At 24.8% G+C, this 18,922-nt stretch carries 11 protein-coding genes; 4 read left to right on the top strand and 7 right to left on the bottom strand.

What is annotated here, in order from left to right; translation table 11 throughout:
- The first annotated feature begins 11 nt into the window (after positions 1–11).
- Positions 12–740: a 5'-methylthioadenosine/adenosylhomocysteine nucleosidase gene (locus U0T64_00965; GenBank protein XBC41435.1), complete on the top strand. Its 729-nt coding sequence runs from the start codon at positions 12–14 to the stop codon at positions 738–740.
- A gap of 311 nt (positions 741–1,051) precedes the next feature.
- Here the strand turns inward: U0T64_00965 and lpdA are convergent, their stop codons facing one another.
- From lpdA to U0T64_00945, 4 genes are all read right to left on the bottom strand, one after another.
- Positions 1,052–2,470, bottom strand: coding sequence for a dihydrolipoyl dehydrogenase (gene lpdA / locus U0T64_00960; protein ID XBC41434.1), 1,419 nt, complete (start codon positions 2,468–2,470; stop codon positions 1,052–1,054).
- A 111-nt stretch (positions 2,471–2,581) separates the two neighbouring features.
- A complete protein-coding gene (locus U0T64_00955) occupies positions 2,582–3,844 on the bottom strand; it encodes a 2-oxo acid dehydrogenase subunit E2 (GenBank protein ID XBC41433.1) in 1,263 nt (420 codons plus the stop codon).
- A gap of 8 nt (positions 3,845–3,852) precedes the next feature.
- Positions 3,853–6,519: a pyruvate dehydrogenase (acetyl-transferring), homodimeric type gene (aceE, locus tag U0T64_00950; GenBank protein ID XBC41432.1), complete on the bottom strand. Its 2,667-nt coding sequence runs from the start codon at positions 6,517–6,519 to the stop codon at positions 3,853–3,855.
- A 34-nt stretch (positions 6,520–6,553) separates the two neighbouring features.
- Positions 6,554–7,603: a GMP reductase gene (locus U0T64_00945; protein XBC41431.1), complete on the bottom strand. Its 1,050-nt coding sequence runs from the start codon at positions 7,601–7,603 to the stop codon at positions 6,554–6,556.
- A gap of 136 nt (positions 7,604–7,739) precedes the next feature.
- Between U0T64_00945 and coaE the strand changes: the two genes are divergently transcribed.
- A complete protein-coding gene (gene coaE, locus U0T64_00940) occupies positions 7,740–8,363 on the top strand; it encodes a dephospho-CoA kinase (protein ID XBC41430.1) in 624 nt (207 codons plus the stop codon).
- Positions 8,364–8,628: 265 nt separating this feature from the next.
- Here coaE and secA read toward each other — a convergent pair whose 3' ends face one another.
- The 3 genes from secA to truA form a co-directional block, all read right to left on the bottom strand.
- Positions 8,629–11,151: a preprotein translocase subunit SecA gene (gene secA / locus U0T64_00935; protein XBC41513.1), complete on the bottom strand. Its 2,523-nt coding sequence runs from the start codon at positions 11,149–11,151 to the stop codon at positions 8,629–8,631.
- A gap of 493 nt (positions 11,152–11,644) precedes the next feature.
- The gene (locus U0T64_00930) at positions 11,645–13,723 is read right to left on the bottom strand and encodes a transglycosylase domain-containing protein (GenBank protein XBC41429.1); all 2,079 of its coding nucleotides are present in this window, start codon (positions 13,721–13,723) and stop codon (positions 11,645–11,647) included.
- Positions 13,724–13,883: 160 nt separating this feature from the next.
- The gene (gene truA / locus U0T64_00925; GenBank protein XBC41428.1) at positions 13,884–14,687 is read right to left on the bottom strand and encodes a tRNA pseudouridine(38-40) synthase TruA; all 804 of its coding nucleotides are present in this window, start codon (positions 14,685–14,687) and stop codon (positions 13,884–13,886) included.
- A 324-nt stretch (positions 14,688–15,011) separates the two neighbouring features.
- Here truA and dksA point away from each other — a divergent pair, with 324 nt between their 5' ends.
- Together dksA and thrA are read left to right on the top strand one after the other, a co-directional pair.
- Positions 15,012–15,467, top strand: coding sequence for an RNA polymerase-binding protein DksA (gene dksA, locus U0T64_00920; protein XBC41427.1), 456 nt, complete (start codon positions 15,012–15,014; stop codon positions 15,465–15,467).
- Positions 15,468–16,454: 987 nt separating this feature from the next.
- Positions 16,455–18,905 (top strand): bifunctional aspartate kinase/homoserine dehydrogenase I, encoded by a 2,451-nt coding sequence (gene thrA, locus U0T64_00915; protein ID XBC41426.1) that lies wholly within the window; start codon positions 16,455–16,457, stop codon positions 18,903–18,905.
- Positions 18,906–18,922: the final 17 nt, after the last annotated feature.

Raw genomic sequence — 18,922 nt, 5'->3', positions numbered from 1 at the left:
TTGAGAAAATTATGAAAGAAAAAAATGATAAAAAAAATATCACAATTGGAATTATTGGAGCATTAAGCGAAGAAATTAATTTACTATATAAATATATTAAATTTTATAAAAAAAAAATTATCTATAATAAAAAATTTTATATAGGAAAATTAAAAAATATTAAAATAATATTAATACAATCAGGAATAGGAAAAACTTCAGCTAGTATAACATGTACTATTTTATTATATGTTTATAAAATAGATGTTATTATTAATATTGGAACAGCTGGTAGTTTAAGTAAAAATATGAAACTTGGAACTATAGTACTGCCTTGTAGTACATGCTATCATGATGTTGATCTCACTCCATTTGGTTATAAAAAAGGACAAGTCAAGAATTTTCCTCAAATATTTTCAATAAATAATTATTTAACAAAATTAATTGAAACATATATGATAAAATTAAATATTTATTATAAAAAAGGTCTTATAATAAGCGGAGATTCATTTATTCATGAAAAAACAAAAAAAAATAAATTAAAAATACATTTTCCAGAAGCAATCGCCGTAGATATGGAATCAACAGCAATTGCTCAAGTATGCTACCAATTTAACAAACCGTTTTTAATTATTAAAACTATATCTGATCATTCCAATAACTATGCTGCATTAGATTTTCAAAAATTTTCGCACTTAGCTTCAGAAATGCTTTTAAAAATTTTTCAATATTTTCTACATCATTTTTATATACACGAATAACATATGTGAAATTTTAAATAATTTTTATAAAAAATTAAAGCCTTTAAAACAATAACAATTATCTTATAACAACTATAAATCATTAAAACAATAATTGAAGAAATTTTTCATGCATAATTTTACATAAATTAATTAAAGCTAAAAAAATTAATTGTTTAATTTAAAATATTCAAAATCTCGTAAAACATAGAATAATCTATATAAATTTCATATATAAAATTTTATATTTTCGAAACGTATTAAGTTATAATAAAAATTATTTTTCATCGTATCTATATTCAAATATTACATAAATTATAATAAATACACTACTACTTTTTTAAATTTAACATATCAGTAATAGTCCCTTGAAAAATTTGTGCCGATAAATTTATAGATTCATATAAGGTAGGATGAGCGTGAATAGTTAATGCAATATCTTCTACATCGCAACCCATTTCGATTGCTAATCCAATTTCTCCTAATAATTCTCCAGCATGGCTTCCAACAACAGAACCACCTATAATTTTTCTTGTTTTTGAATGAAAAATTAATTTAGTCATGCCACAAGAAAAATTTGAAGATATTGCTTTTCCTAAAAAATTCCATGGAAATACTGCACTTTCATATTCTATTTTATTGTGAATAGCTTCCTTTTCTGTCATTCCTACCCAAGCTACTTCTGGATCCGTATACAATACACATGGAACTACATAAGGATTGAAAACATGGTTTTTCCCAAAAATAACTTCAGCTGCTATATGACCTTGATGCATGCCTTTATGCGCTAACATAGGTTGGCCGGTAACATCTCCAATAGCATATATATTAGATATATTTGTACGTAATTTTTTATCTATTTTAAGAAATCTATTGCAATCTACTTCTAATCCTATTTTATTAATGTTTAAAGACTCTAAATTTGATTCTCTCCCCACTGCAACTAAAATAGCATTATACAATTTAGTATTCCGAACATTGTTTTCTTTATTTCTCGAAACTAAAAAACCATTTTTTTCTGGAACAATTTCTTTAATTTCAGAATTTAAAAAAATATTAAAATCTTTTTTTACTGCATTATAAAAAATGTTCACTATATCTCTATCTAAATGCGATAACAATTCATGTGAACTATCTATAATATCTACTTGAGATCCTAATGAGCTATAAACAGTAGCCATTTCTAAACCAATAATACCTGATCCAATAATTAATAAATTATCAGGTATATGAGGAAGCGATAATGCAATAGAAGAATCCCATATTCTAAAATCGTCAGAAGGAACATATTTTAACTTTTTAGAACGAGAACCTACTGCTATGATAACATTTTCAAAAAAAATAATAATGCTTTCATCTCCATTTTTTACTAATATACTTTTTTTATCTAAAAATTGCGCGTTTCCAAAAATGACTTCTATATTACGTTGATTCGCCATGTTTTTTATTCCAGAACTAAGCTTATTAATAACTCCATCTTTCCACTGACGTATCTTATTTATATCAAAAATTGGTTTAGAAAATGCAACACCTATGTTAAATAAATTTTTTGATTCTTTTATAACTTTAGATATATGCAATAAAGATTTTGAAGGAATACAACCTACGTTAAGACAAACACCTCCTAAATTATTATATTTTTCTATTAAAATTGTATCTAATCCTAAATCTGAACAGCGAAAAGCAGAAGAATATCCTGAAGGACCTGATCCAATCACTACTACTTGAGTGTATATTTTTTTATACGACATTATTCCTACCTATTTATAAAGAAAATTTTTCTATATTTTTCATTAAAATCAAATATTTCAAAAATTATTTGTAACAATATAAAACATTAAATTTAAAATTCATTTAATGATTTAAACTATTAATAATCTAATATCTGATAACATTTCACTGATTAAAGTAATAAATCGAGCAGCTTCTGCTCCATCAACAACGCGATGATCATAAGACAATGATAATGGAAGCATTAAATGTGGTTTAAATTCTTTACCGTTCCAATGCGATTTTATAAAAGCTTTTGATATTCCTAAAATTGCTACCTCCGGATAATTTATAATAGGCGTAAAATTGGTGCCACCAATCCCTCCTAAATTAGAAATTGTAAAATTTCCATTTGTTGTATCTATAACATCTAAAGTTTTTGATTTAGCTTTCTTAGATAAATAATTTAATTTCAATAATAAATCAATAATATCTTTTTTGTCAGCATTACGAATAACAGGGACTAATAATCCATCATTAGTATCTACAGCAATTCCTATATTTATATCTTTATTCAATATTAATTTTTTCTTAGTATTAGGACATAATATACTATTAAATCGAGGAAAACTCTTTAATGACTTAGCTACTACTTTTATTACAAAAACTAATATCGTTAGCTTTAAATCAGATTTTTTCGCACTTAATTTAATATTATAATCTTTTCTAAATTTTTCTAAATTAGTAATATCAGCTTCGTCAAATTGAGTCACATGAGGAATAACAGACCAACTCTGACATAAATGTTTGCTAGAAGCTTTTTGAATATTTGTCAGCCACAATTCTGAAGATTTTTTTAATTTATCATAACTACCTTGAATAGATTTTTCTTCGCTTTTATGTTTTACATTAATATTCTTTTTATTTTGTATTGATTTATTTTGTACATATGCAGAAATATCTTCTTTAATAATTCTCCCTTTTCTTCCACTACCTATTACATGAGATAAATTAATATCTAATTTCCTAGCTAATCTTCGAATAATAGGAGTAGCATGAACTAATTTTTCTTCTTTTAAGCTATTATCTTCTATAAAAATATCTCTTTCAAAATGTCTTTTATTATCATATTCTAAATTATCTAAATAAAATTTTTTATTATTTTGCAATACATGATTTTTACTGGAATTTGAAAGTGATAAAATTAGTGAACCAGATTTTACTTTTTGTCCTACTTGTACAAAAATAGACTGTATTATTCCTGATTTACTAGATGGAATTTCCATAGATACTTTTTGTCCCTCGACAGTAATTAAAGAATCATTTTTTTTTATTTTATCGCCTATTTTTACAAATATTTCAATTACTTCAACCGTTTCTATACCAATATCAGGAATTTTAATTTCAATATCCATTGCGTTTCCTATGCTAACCTCGGATTTACCTTACTTATGTTTATATCAAATTGGTTAATTGCATCTACAATAACGTTTTTATCAAAATTATGAAATTTAGATAATTCTACTAAAGCTGCAATAACAATATGAAATTCATCAATTTCAAAATAGTTTCGTAAATTTTTTCTACTATCAGAGCGTCCAAATCCATCTGTTCCTAATACACGAAAACTTTTTCCTGGAACATAAGCTCTTATCTGTTCGGCAAAGATCTTCATGTAATCTGTAACAGCAATAGCTGGAAAATTATTCATGATTTTTGTAACATAAGGTACTTTTTTTTCTTTAATAGAGGGATGTAATAAATTCCAACGTTCGCAATCTTGTCCATTCCTTGCTAATTCAGTAAAAGATGTAACGCTATAAATGTCTGAACTAATGCTATACTTACTTAATAAAATAAGAGAAGCCTTACATACACATTCTAAAATAGAACCAGATCCTAACAACTGCACTTTAATTTTAGTTTCTCCGATACTCTTTAATTTATATATTCCTTTACAAATACCCTCTTCTGAATCTATAGGAATAGCAGGCATTTTATAGTTTTCGTTAAAAGTAGTAATATAATAATAAATATTTTCTTGAACCTGTCCATACATTCTATGCAATCCATCATGAATGATCACTGCTAATTCATAAGCATACGCAGGATTATATGATATACAATTAGGAATAGTTAATGCTTGAACATGACTGTGTCCATCCCCATGTTGCAATCCTTCTCCATTTAACGTAGTTCTTCCCGAAGTACCTCCTATTAAAAACCCCCTAGCCTGTTGATCTCCAGCTGCCCAACATATATCACCTATTCTTTGAAATCCAAATATAGAATAATAAATATAAAAAGGAATCATAGGAAAATTATTAGTGCTATAAGAAGTAGCTGCTGCTAACCAAGAAGCGAAAGCACCCATTTCACTTATTCCTTCTTGTAAAATTTGACCGTTTTTATCTTCTTTATAGTATAAAAACTGATCTTTATCTTGAGGAATATATCTTTGTCCGCTCGAGTTATAAATACCTATTGTTCTAAACAAACCCTCCATACCAAATGTACGTGCTTCATCTGCAATAATAGGAACTATCCTATCTTTAATGCAAGTATTTTTTAAAATAATATTTAATATACGAATAAAAGCTACAGTAGTAGAAATTTCTTTTTTTTGACTAGTTAACAAAGAACTAAAATCATTTAATTCAGGAAGTGCAAGTTTTTCAGTAAAAAAAGATAAACGTGATGGAAGATATCCTCCTAATTCTCGTCTTCTACTATGAAGATATTTAGATTCTTTACTATCAGCTTCAAAAGAAACATACGGTAAATTACTAAGGTCTCTATCTTCTATTGAAATACACAAATTGTCTCGAATATACCGCATATCTTCAACACTAATTTTTTTGATTTGATGAGCAATATTTTTTCCTTCTGCTATATTGCCTAATCCATATCCTTTTATAGTATGTATCAATATTATTGCTGGTTTTCCTATAACATCATTAGCTTTCTTGAAAGCAAAATAAATTTTTTTAAAATCATGTCCTCCTCTATTTAAATTCCAAATTTCTTGATCAGTCATATCTTTGACTAAATGTAAAGTTTCTTCATATTTTCCAAAAAAATGTTTTCTTACATAAGCTCCATTTTTAGATTTAAATGTTTGATAATCTCCATCTAAAGTTTCATTCATTAATTGAATTAACTTTCCAGTTGTATCTTTTTTTAATAATTTGTCCCATTCACTGCCCCATATAACTTTAATAGTTTCCCAACCTGCACCTTTAAAAATACTTTCTAGCTCATCAATAATTTTTCCATTTCCTAAAACTGGTCCATCTAATCTTTGTAAATTACAATTTACAACAAAAATCAAATTATCTAATTTTTCACGAAAAGCAATAGAAATAGCCCCTTTAGATTCCGGTTCATCCATTTCTCCATCTCCCAAAAAAGCATATACTTTTTGATTAGATGTATCTCTTAAATTTCTATTTTTTAAATATTTTAAAAATTTTGCTTGATAAATAGCACATAATGGACCCAATCCCATTGATACTGTGGGAAATTGCCAAAAATTCGGCATACATTTAGGATGGGGATAAGAAGAAAGACCATTGCCATTTACTTCTTGTCGAAAATTATCTAGCTGTTTTTTATCTAATCTTCCTTCAATAAATGCCCGTGCATAAATTCCAGGAGAAATATGTCCTTGAAAATAAACCAAATCTCCACTATTTTCTTTATTATAAGCCCGAAAAAAATGATTAAAACATACCTCATAAATTACGGCTGCTGACTGAAAAGAAGATAAATGACCCCCTAAATCTAAATTTTTTTGAGATGCTCGAAGAACTATCATTATTGCATTCCATCTTATTACAGAACATATTCTATTTTCTAAAAATAAATTTCCTGGATATTCACATTCTTCAGATACAGATATAGTATTTATGTAATCACTAATAATTTTATTTTCTATAAAATTTACATTTTCTCGTCTTAATCTCTGGATGACCGAATAAACAATAAATTTTGCCCTTTCGATGCCCTCTTCACGAATAACTGATTCAATTCCTTTTATCCAATCATCTGTCTCAATAGGATCAACATCGCTTAAAAACAATTGTGTCATATATGCATTCCTCATAAAATTATAAAATTTAATTTTATATTTCCATTCCACTAAATATTTTATTTTCTTGCTCAGAAACTTTTATAAATGTTGTACGTTTAGTTAGTTCTTTTAAAGTTGAAGCTCCAACATAAGTACATGTAGAACGTAATCCTCCTAAAATATCACGTATAGTTTCATTTACTGAACCTCTAAATAATAACTTTACTGATTTTCCTTCTACAGCTTTATATCCTGCTACACCTCCAATATAGCGATCCATTGCAGATTTAGAACTCATTCCATAAAAAACCATATATTTTTTATCATTTTCTTCAAAAATTAAACCTTCACATTCGCTATGCCCTGCTAACATACCTCCTAGCATAACAAAATCAGCTCCTCCCCCAAAAGCTTTTGCAATGTCTCCTGAAACAACACAACCTCCATCGCTAATAATTTTTCCACCTAAACCATGAGCAGCATCGGAACATTCAATTACAGCAGATAATTGTGGATATCCTATAGCAGTTTTAACACGTGTAGTACATACAGAACCAGGACCTATACCAACTTTTACTATGTCGGCACCAGATAAAATTAATTCTTCAACCATTTCTCCAGTCACTACATTTCCTGCACAAATAATTTTTTTTGGAAAAAAATCGCGGACTTTTTTTAAGAAAGAGACAAATTGTTCTGTATAACCGTTAGCTACATCTATGCAAATAAATTTTAATTCAGCAGATAAAGAACAAATTGTTTTCAATTTTGTAAAATCTTTTTTAGAAGTACCAGTAGACACAATAACGTATTTTAATACAGTATCAGATACACTATAAACAAAATTCTTCCAACATTCATATGAATAGTATTTATGAACTGCAGTTAATATATGAAAAGAAGACAAAACTTCTACCATTCGAAAAGTACCTATTGTGTCCATATTAGCTGCAATCAATGGAATACCAGTCCAAATTTGCCCAGAACTTTTAAAAGCAAAAGTACGTGTAAGATCTACTTGCGATCGACTTTTTAATATAGAACGCTTAGGGCGAATAAGAACATCTTTAAATCCTAACTTTATATCTTCTTCAATGCGCATAAATTAATAATCTCTATATGTGAACTAAATTACATTCATTATTTTCAAGAAATAGTTTATAATTAATTTTATTATTTTATAATAAAAATATTTATGTCAATTCCTATAAAATAAATATAACTAAAAATTAAATTTTATGACTTATATTGTAGCTCTTACTGGAGGAATTTGTAGTGGAAAGACTACCGTATCTAATTTTTTTAAAAAATTCGGTGTAAAAATTATTGATGCTGATATAATTACAAGAGAAGTTTTAAATCATAATCAAACTATAATAAATGCAATTATAAAAAGATGTGGAATAAAATGCTTAAATATAAATAAATCGATCAATAGAAAATACCTAAAAAATTATATATTTTCTAATAAAAAAAATAAATTATGGCTAGAACAGTTATTGCATCCTATAATAATTAAAAAAATGCAAGAAAAAATAAAAGATATAAAATCCTCATGGTGTCTATTAGTAGTACCTTTACTAATAGAAATGAAACTCTATAAACATGTGGATAGAATATTATTAGTTGATACACCGATACAACAACAATTTTTTAGAATTATAAAAAGAGACAAAATTAAAAAAAAACAAATTAAATCCATTATAATGTCTCAAGCAACAAGATTAAAACGTTTATCACTAGCTCATGACATTATTAATAACAATTCTAAAATTAGTTCTTTAAAAATTTTTGTTGAAGAATTAAATAATAATTATTTAAAAATAGCAGCTAACCATTCTAAAATATTCAAGAACCTTTAATAAAAATTAAAAATTTTTAAAACTTCGATAATTTAATACAAATTTTTTATATTCAAAAATTTTAATAAAATTTATGTCTAAAATATCTCAATGCAAGAAATTAAAAATAATAAATTCAAACAAAATAATTTGTTTTTAACATTTATCATATTAAAAAAATTAATAAAATAATACAAAAAAAGTATTTAAAAGTTTTTACGAACGTATTTTTACAATTTTTAAAAACTTTTATATTAAATCATTTATATTTTTGAAAAATAAAATATCATTTTAAATGATTATTATCTTGAGAAAAAAAATCAAATTTGAATAAAGTAGAAATAACCTCAAATTTTAAAGACTTCAACATCACACAAAACATAAAAAAAGATTCTCTTTTATATTCTTGTTTTGGATCTTTTTGTGCATATCCTCTTAAATGAATACCTTGACGTACATATTCCATAGCTGATAAATGTTCTTTCCAAAGTTCATCTAATGTTTCAATCATAATTGACTTTTCAAATTTTCTTATATTATTTAATCCAAAAACTTTTATTTTTTCTCTATAGCTTGCATTAGCACACTCTAAAATTTTTTTTGTGAGTTCTTCTTCATATAGAGTTTCATCATCTTTTAACCATTGCATAATTGGACAAAATAAATTAAAATTATTATATAAACAAGATTCTAATTTCGATACCTTCCACATTTCTTTTAGTGAATTTTTTTTTATATACTTATTAATAACTCCAACAAAGACATCAAAAGAAATCTTTTCAATAATATTACTAATATACTCAGCATCTAATATATAATTTCGTTGACAGTAAATAATATGACGTTGCTCATTAGAAACATCATCGTATTCTAACAGTTGCTTACGAATATTAAAATTATGATTTTCTACTTTTTTTTGAGCATTAAAAATTGCTCTAGTAACAAGAGAATGAGTAATAGCTTCTCCATTTTTTATTCCTAGCGCCTTCATAATTCCAATTATTCGATCAGAAGAAAAAATGCGCATTAATGAATCTTCCATAGATAAATAAAATCGAGAAGAACCAACATCACCCTGTCTACCCGATCTCCCTCGTAACTGATTGTCAATTCTTCTTGATTCATGTCTTTCTGTTCCAATAATATGAAGTCCACCAGATTTTAAAACAAGATCATGCTCTTTTTGCCACTCACTTTTGAGATTTTGTATCTCTCTTTTACTAAGTTTTTTTTTGTTAATTAAATTAAGCTTTAAATTTCCACCCAAAACTATATCTGTTCCTCTACCAGCCATGTTAGTAGCAATAGTTACGGATTTTAATTTTCCCGCCTGAGCAATAATTTTAGCTTCCTTAGAATGAAAATTAGCATTTAAAACATTATGTTTAATGCCTAACTTAATTAAACGATTAGAAATTAACTCTGATTTTTCAATAGATATCGTTCCAACTAATACAGGTTGATTTCTTTTAATACATTCTTGGATGTCTTTTATAATTGCATCTATTTTTTCTGACTCTGTCATATATATTACATCAGGCATGTCATTCCGTATCATAGGACGATTAGTAGGTATAACAATCGTATCTAAATTATAGATCGATTTTAATTCAGATGCTTCCGTTATTGCAGTACCAGTCATTCCTGACAATTTTTTATATAATCTAAAATAATTTTGAAATGTAATTGATGCTAATGTTTGACTTTCATTTTTTATTTCTAATTTTTCTTTTGCTTCTATTGCTTGATGTAGACCATCTGACCATCTCTTTCCTTCCATCATACGACCAGTATGTTCATCAACAATAATTACATTTTTATTTTTTACAATATAATCTATATTTCTAAAAAATAAATTATGCGCTCGAAGAGCAGCTATAACATAATGCATTAAAACAATATTTTTGGAAGAATATAAAGATTTTTTAGTCTTGATTAGATTATTTTGAACTAATAAAGTTTCGATTTTTTTCAAACCTCTATCCGTCAAATTTATGTGACGATGCTTTTCATCAATAAAAAAATCTCCTGTTCCAAAAAAAACATCAGAATCTTCTTTCTTTTGAGAAATAAATTTTGGTATAATTTTATTAATTTTAGAATACAATTCTGAATTACTTTCTGAATCTCGAGATATTATTAATGGTGTACGAGCTTCATCTATTAAAATAGAATCTACTTCATCAATTAATGCAAAGTTCAAATTTCTTTGAACTCTATCATTTTTTTGAAAAACCATATTATCTCTTAAATAATCAAATCCATATTCATTGTTAGTGCCATATGTTATATCAGAATAATAAGCCTTTCTTTTTAAAATAGGAGACATTCCGGAAACGTTTATTCCAACAGTTAATCCAAGAAAATTAAATAGAATTGAATTGTTTTCAGCGTCTCTTTTAGCTAAATAATCGTTCATAGTCACAATATGTACGCCTTTTCCTTCAAGAGCATTTAAATATGCAGGTAATGTTGCGGCCAATGTTTTTCCTTCACCTGTCCTCATTTCTGCTATGCATCCATAATGTAATACAATTCCTCCTAATAATTGAACATCAAAATGACGCATACTAAATACTCTTTTACTAGCTTCGCGAACTACAGCAAAGGCTTCAAATAACAAATCATCTAATTTAAAACCTTTTTTCAAACAATCTTGAAAAAAAATAGTTTTATTACGCAATGCTTTATCCGATAATTTTGAAAATTGAAATTCTAAATCATTAATCCTATCTATTTTTTTTGTAATATGCGATATTATTCTATCGTTACGATTACTAAATAATTTATTTAAAAAATTAATTATTATATTCATTTATACTCATATTTAAAAAAATATTAAAATATTATATTGTATGAAAAAATCAATTTAAACTTTTAAATGATTTTAAATTAAAATAAGCTTATTTTTTTTTTGTATTACTAAATTATTAGACTAGTTCAGAATATTAATTTATTTATTATATAACAATGTAATAAAAATTATAAAAATGTATTAATGAATTTTAAAAATATAATTTTTACAAAATATAAAAATTCTTAATATAAACATTAAATTGTAATAAATAAAAACTTATATATCTTATATAATTATAAATTTTATGAATTAAAAAATAAAAAAATTATTCATTAATTTTTAAATTAAAAATTCACTAAAATCGTTTTCCACATTTATTTCATATTGAAAAGTTTTTATAAAGAAAAAATAAATAAAATTTCAATTACATTCTATACATCTCTTAAAACTAACATTTAATATATTTATATATTTAAAAAGTACAAAATCTAAAATTTTAAGTATATTAAAATCTTAAATTATGAAAATAACTTTTCATAGAATTAGAACATTGGTGCAATTCACAATATTTATGATTGTCTCTACCAATCCAAATTACAATTATTTTCTTTTTATCAATGCTAACAAACCACCTATCCACAAAATCATCTTTTTTTTTCACTATATTATTTAAAAAATCATTCTTAAACAATTTTCCTAATTTCTCAATTTTACAAAATTTAATCACTGATTGCATAGAAAATAATATTGAATATACATTCTGCATCGACATAACCCAATTAAATTGAGGCAAAATATTGTACAATACAATATTGTCTTTCGATATAATTGTTTGAATAAAAGACATATTTGACTTATAGCCTCTACTAGCTATTACCTGCAATACTTGTGCTACTTTAATAGGAGTTAAATTAATCATACCTAATGAAATATAAGGATTTTTTAATGTTTGATTATCTAAAAAACCTAGTTTTATAAAAATTTCTAATAATTTTTTTATTTCTAATTGTGCATTTAAATTTTTTTTAGGAAAATTAATAAAAAAAACTAATCTATCAATAAATCCTTCTTCTCTTTTAAACTCAATACTACTACTATTTTTAAATTGAAAAAATTGTTCACTATTAAATCTTGAAATAATAAATCTATCTGATATAAATTCGTCTATACTAAATGTATTAAATTGAATAAAAGTAAACAAACACGTGATAAATTCAAATAAAGAACCTACCGAATAATGTATTTGGGAAACATGATCATTATTCAAAATTTTATTATGAGAACTTTCTAAAATACCTTGAATACCTCCATTCACTTTATCAATAATCACCATAGACATGTCTAAATTTTTAATATTTTTTTCTCTTTTTAATAAAGATATAGAAGATTTCATAACATTTTCTGAAAAAATGTGAGAAATAAGATCTAAAGTAGTAAAAACTTTAATACCTGAAAAATTTTTTATTTTATGTTTTAACTTTTGTTTTATTTCTTTTTTAACAATTTGCATAAATAAACTTTTTTCTGAAATAATACTATCTTGAGACTGAACTCCTAATGGTCTTAATATAAGATAACGATATAATTTATTACTTATAATATTTTGTTTATGTAATACATATAAAACCACATTACGTCTATTTAATGTTATTGAAGGATTTTTCCATGGATTATACAAAGAAGCTCCTTTGATCATACCTACTAATAAAGCATATTGATCAAAACTCAATTCGTTCATAGGTCGACCAAAATAATGTAAACTAGCTAGAGGAAGACCTCTTATTTGTTTATTTCCATTTTGTCCTAAATATACTTCGTTTAAATATAATTCTAAAATTTTGTCTTTGCTATATTTCCAATCTAAAATCAAAGCCATACATATTTCATTTATTTTTCTCCATAATGTTCTAGAATTAGTTAAAAACAAATTTTTTACTAATTGTTGAGTAAGAGTACTTCCACCTTGAACAATATAACCAGCATGAATATTAGTTAAAAAAGCACGTATTATAGAATGAATATTAATTCCACTATGATTATAAAAATGTTTATCTTCTGTAGCCAATAAAATATTAATTAATTCGGAGGGATAACACTTAAGAGGTAAAAACAATCGCTGTTTTTCATATGAAGATGGTAATATTGTAATTAATTTAGGATCCAATCGTAACAATCCAAAATTATGATTATTGTATAAATTTTCTATTTTTGTCAATCTATTCTTGTTAAAATATAACTTTGCATAAATTTTTCCTTCTTTCTCATCAGGAAAGATAAAAGATCGTCTTATCAATATTATATTTTCTCCTTTTGTAATAAATTCTCCCGATCGTTTCAAGATAGAAACGTATTTATACTGTATACTTTTTAATATAGATACCATTTCTTTTTGAGAATAATAATTTCCAGGTTCTAAAGTAATTATTCGACTATATATTAAAATAGGAAATGACCATGTTTTTTTATTAATAAACGAATTAATTTTAATATATAAAAAAAATCCATATAACATAATTAAAAAAAATAATGAAAAAAATATTTTTGATACAACAATTGAATTAAATTTTATATTCATTTTATACATTTTAAATAACCTTTACCTAATATACAAAAATTTATTCCTATGATACAACCATGAAATTTCTCAAAATTTATTATATTAAAAAATCTCACATATTAATTTAACCACTAAAATAAAAATTAATAATTCATTTCAACAAAAAAAATAACTACTATGTATAAAATTACATTATAAAATAAGGTCCAATTTGAACTTTCGGAATATCAAAAATATTTGGATATGTTACTTTTACTAAGTACAAACCTTGAGCTTTAGCAGTAGGAGATGCTAATGTTCTATCTCTAGATAATAATAATTCTTTCATCCAATGTTCACTATACTTAGATGTTCCTATTTCAATCAAACATCCGACTATATTACGTACCATATGATACAAAAAAGAATTTGCTATAATATCAATAATAACTAATCGATTTAAACTAAAAACTTTTAAAAACATAATATTTCGAATAGGAGTACTAGATTGACAGTTAATAGATCGAAATGAAGTAAAATCATGTTCTCCAATTAAATATTTAGCAGCACAATTCATCTTAAATATATCTAATTTTTTAAAACAACTATAAAACCCTTGAGAAAAAATAGATGAGCGACATTTGTCATTATAAATTATATAACGATATCTACGTGATAAAGCACTATAACGTGCATGAAAAGATTCTGATACATCTTTTTTCCATAACACCGAAATATCCTGAGGTAAATAATTATTAACTCCAACAGTCCAAGCTGCATCATTTCTAACTGCAGAGGTATAAAAGTGAACTACTTGACCAATGCTATGAACACCTGCATCAGTTCTTCCGGCACAAAAAACTGTTATTTTATGATTAGCTATAATTGATAATGCCAATTCCACTTTTTCTTGAATATTTGATACTAATTTTTGATACTGCCATCCATGATAATTACTTCCTTGATATTCAATCCCTAACGCAATTTTTCTTTTATTAACTATATTATTCATTAAAAACTATCCTAAATTAAATTATGTAATTCGTAAAATTTTTTAAATTATTAAAGCGTTTTATCAAATTAATCATTATGATTAAACAAGTTTAAAAAATCCAAACAAAAATTTATTATTAAAAGTATAAAATTTGCAATAAATTTATATTTTGATAATATTAGTTTATTAAAATAATAAAAATTTTAAATATAAAATAACTCTTAAAAAAACAAATCAATAAAATTAATATATAAAAATAAAAAATATAAGTGTAGCGAATTTTTCTAAATTATAAATTTTGTCTATTGTATTTAAAAATAATACGTTTATAGGACGTGTATCATGCACAAAGAAAAGAAAAAAAAAAGATCTTCTTTAAGTATATTATTCATGGCAGGAGTACAGCCTTATGAAAATACAAAAAATGAAAAATATATGAATTCCAAGCAAATTAATCATTTTAAAAAAATTCTTATTGCTTGGGCTACTCAATTAAAAAGTGATCTCCCTAAAAAAAAACTATACGTTCAAGAAAAAACTACTAACTTTCCAGATCCAATTGATAGAGCTGTACAAGAAGAAGAATTTAATTTTGAATTACGTCATCGCGATAGAGAAAGAAAATTAATAGAAAAAATAGAGAAAACTTTAAAAAAAGTTGAAGAAAATGATTTTGGATATTGCGATTCATGTGGAGTAGAAATAGGTATAAAAAGATTAGAAGCACGACCTACAGCAAATTTATGTATAGATTGTAAAACATTATCAGAAATCAGAAAAAAACAAATGTTGGGATAAAGTACGATGCAAAGAAGTAATTTAGTGAACGGGATTTTCCCGTTTCACTTTAAATTTATTTATGTATAGAAGGATTTATATCTATATTACAAATATGACAATACCCGTAATCTCTTTTTTTTATTAAATTATCTTGTTAAAAATCTTTCCAGTATAAAAAATATCAATACAATTTAAAAAAACAGATTCTACAATAAAAAATTTTTTATACACATAAATAAAAACATAATTAAAAAATAAATTCTAACTTTCTTATATGCATATTTTTCTGATGAAATAAATAGTTAAACATTTTCCTTTTATAATCTCAGAAATTTTGATGTTTCATGTAAAATAAATTATGAATCTATTTATATCTTCAATGATTATAATATATTTTAATAAAAATTTTGGTATAAATCTTCGAAAATTCTTAGTTTTTCCAGGAAAAATATTTTTATCATGAAAAAATAGATATAAAGTCAATCTTAAAAATAAGATCAACTACACAACCTAAATAAATTACCCACGTCGACAAACTAAAAAATAAACGTATCAAAATTTTACCCTCACTATTTCAAACATTTTTACTAATTTTTTCTGAATTCATGAATTTATTCATTTAATTTTTATCAAAAAATAAAGATACAAACACTATCTTTCGTAATATTTTGTATAGTAATATAAAAACTTAAAATAAAATATTGACTTAAAAAATTATAACTTTTTATAGTATAAAAATATAAAAATATTTTTATTGCAAATATGATAGTATATTAAATAGTAAATTTATCACACAGAAAAATATTTATTCAATATGTTTGGTATTTAAATTTATTGTTTAATATAGTTTATATATTTAATAATTTTAAATTTATAATTTCTTGAAAAATATATCTGTATCTAATTTTTCATTTAAAACTAGTTCAAACTATATGCATAAAAAAGAGCTTACCTTTTGACGAAGTGTGGGCTTTTCTCATATATTACTTTAGGAATATTTTAACCATGAAAATACTTAAATTTGGTGGAACTTCTTTAGAAAATTCAAAAATGTTTCTATGTTCAACAAAAATCATTGAAAATAATTCCAAAAATGATCAAATTGCGGTTGTCTTATCTGCACCTGGGAAAATTACTAATTTTTTAGCTAATGCAATTGAAAAATCAATAAAAAATAGAAATACACTATCGGAAATGTCTGAAATAAAAAATATCTTTTCTAAATTAATTACTAATATATATCAAAAAAATAATAATTTTCCATATAACTTAGTACAAGAAATTATCAAAAAAAAACTTTTAAAATTACAATCCCTTTTAAATGGAATAAGTTTATTAGGAAAATGCCCCGATAGCAGTCGCGCAAAAATAATTTGCTATGGAGAATTATTATCTGTAATAATTATGAAAAATGTTTTAAAAGCTAAGTCCTACAAAATTACTGTTATTGATCCGCAAGAAAATCTTTTAGCCATTGGAGATTATTTAAATTCTACCGTCGATATTCATGCTTCAACTATAAGAATTAATGCTATGAATATATCTAAACACCACATTATATTAATGGCTGGTTTCATTGCTGGTAATAAAAAAAATGAATTAGTAGTTTTAGGAAGAAATGGATCTGATTACTCTGCAGCTATCTTATCAGTATGTTTAAAAGGAAAAATTTGCGAGATTTGGACAGATGTCGACGGAATATATACATGCGATCCCAAGCATGTAAAAGACGCAAAATTACTTCAATCACTTTCATATCAAGAAGCTACAGAACTTTCTTACTTCGGAGCAAAAGTACTTCATCCGAAAACCATAGCTCCAATTGCGAAATTTAAAATCCCTTGTCTCATAAAAAATACCAAAAATCCCAATGCTCCTGGAACAATAATATGCGAAAACTCCAACGATACTACTTTTCCGATAAAAGGTATTACATATCTAAATAATATAACTATAATTTATATTTCAAAATATAAAATAAAAAACATGATTACAATAGCATCTCGGATTTTTTCTGTTTTATATTCAAATCAAATCGAAATTATATTAGTTACACAATTTTCTTCAGAATTCGATATCAGTTTCTGTATATGCAAAAATAATACACAAAAAACTATTGACATATTAGAAACTGAATTTCAATTAGAACTAAAAAATAAGCTTCTAAAACCAATAAAGTTTATAGAAAATTTATCTATACTATCTATAATAGGATCAGGAATAAATACTCAAAAAAAATTTTTTTCTAAAATATTTTCAACTTTATCCAAATCTAATACATCTATATTTTCTATATCAAACGAATCATCAAAAAATTCTATTTCAATAGTACTACAAAATGATTGCATTTTATCTAACATTAAAGCAATACATAATTCTTTATTTAATAATGAAAAAACCATTGAATTATTTCTAATTGGTATCGGAGGTGTTGGTAAAACTTTATTGCACCAAATTAAAAAACAAAACAATTGGCTAAAATTAAAAAACATAAATATAAAAATTTGTGGAATAGCAAATTCAAAAAAAATTCTCTGCAATATCAATGATGGAATTGACTTGAATTTTTGGAAAAAATTTTTTTTAGAAACTACTAAACCTTTCAAAATTAATGACTTAATATTGTTATCTAAAAATAATACTTTAATAAATCCTACAATCATTGACTGCACTGCTAATCAAGAAATAGCTAATCAATATTCTATACTACTAGAAAGCGGATTTAATGTTATAACATCTAACAAAAAAGCTAATACATCTAATATGCAATATTATAAGAAAATTAGATCTTCTGCTTCGCATTCTAAGAAAAAATTTCTATATGAAACTAACGTAGGAGCAGGTTTACCAATTATAGAAAATCTAAAAAACCTATTTTATGCAGGAGATGAATTAATACATTTCAGAGGAATTCTATCAGGATCCTTATCTTTTATCTTTGGGCAATTAGAAGAAAATATACCATTATCTGAAGCAACAAAAAAAGCTCATGAACTAGGATTTACAGAACCAAATCCAAAAGACGATCTATCGGGAATAGATGTAGCACGAAAATTACTAATATTAGCACGCGAAATTGGACTAAATTTAGAATTAGAAAATATAAAAATTGAACCTATATTACCAGAAACGTTTAATAATATTTCTAATACTAAACATTTTATGATTAAAATTCAAGAATTAGATCATATCTTTTCAAATCGCATAAAAAAAGCTAAAAAACATGGAAAAACCCTTAGATTTGTAGGTATTATTGAAAAAAATAGAACATGCACAGTAAAAATTGAAGAAGTTGAAAAACACGATCCACTATACGAAATTAAACATGGAGAAAACGCATTAGCTTTCTATAGCAAATACTATCATCCCATTCCATTAGTTTTGAGAGGATACGGTGCTGGAAATATTGTCACTGCAGCCGGAGTATTTTCTGATATATTACGTATATTATCATAAAATAAGGAGTTTAAATA

Source organism: Buchnera aphidicola (Nurudea yanoniella) (genome assembly GCA_039829995.1).
GTDB classification, from domain to species: domain Bacteria; phylum Pseudomonadota; class Gammaproteobacteria; order Enterobacterales; family Enterobacteriaceae; genus Buchnera_B; species Buchnera_B aphidicola_AV.
Note: the sequence above shows the minus strand (reverse complement) of the source record. Positions and strands in the feature narration are given on the sequence as shown.

Bases quoted from the DNA above. Each gene is read 5' to 3' on its own strand.
- truA (XBC41428.1), bottom strand. From the start codon at position 14,687: ATGAATAATATAGTTAATAAAAGAAAAATTGCGTTAGGGATTGAATAT.
- U0T64_00965 (XBC41435.1), top strand. From the start codon at position 12: ATGAAAGAAAAAAATGATAAAAAAAATATCACAATTGGAATTATTGGA.
- U0T64_00930 (XBC41429.1), bottom strand. From the start codon at position 13,723: ATGTATAAAATGAATATAAAATTTAATTCAATTGTTGTATCAAAAATA.
- aceE (XBC41432.1), bottom strand. From the start codon at position 6,519: ATGACACAATTGTTTTTAAGCGATGTTGATCCTATTGAGACAGATGAT.
- U0T64_00945 (XBC41431.1), bottom strand. From the start codon at position 7,603: ATGCGCATTGAAGAAGATATAAAGTTAGGATTTAAAGATGTTCTTATT.
- thrA (XBC41426.1), top strand. From the start codon at position 16,455: ATGAAAATACTTAAATTTGGTGGAACTTCTTTAGAAAATTCAAAAATG.
- lpdA (XBC41434.1), bottom strand. From the start codon at position 2,470: ATGTCGTATAAAAAAATATACACTCAAGTAGTAGTGATTGGATCAGGT.
- dksA (XBC41427.1), top strand. From the start codon at position 15,012: ATGCACAAAGAAAAGAAAAAAAAAAGATCTTCTTTAAGTATATTATTC.
- U0T64_00955 (XBC41433.1), bottom strand. From the start codon at position 3,844: ATGGATATTGAAATTAAAATTCCTGATATTGGTATAGAAACGGTTGAA.
- coaE (XBC41430.1), top strand. From the start codon at position 7,740: ATGACTTATATTGTAGCTCTTACTGGAGGAATTTGTAGTGGAAAGACT.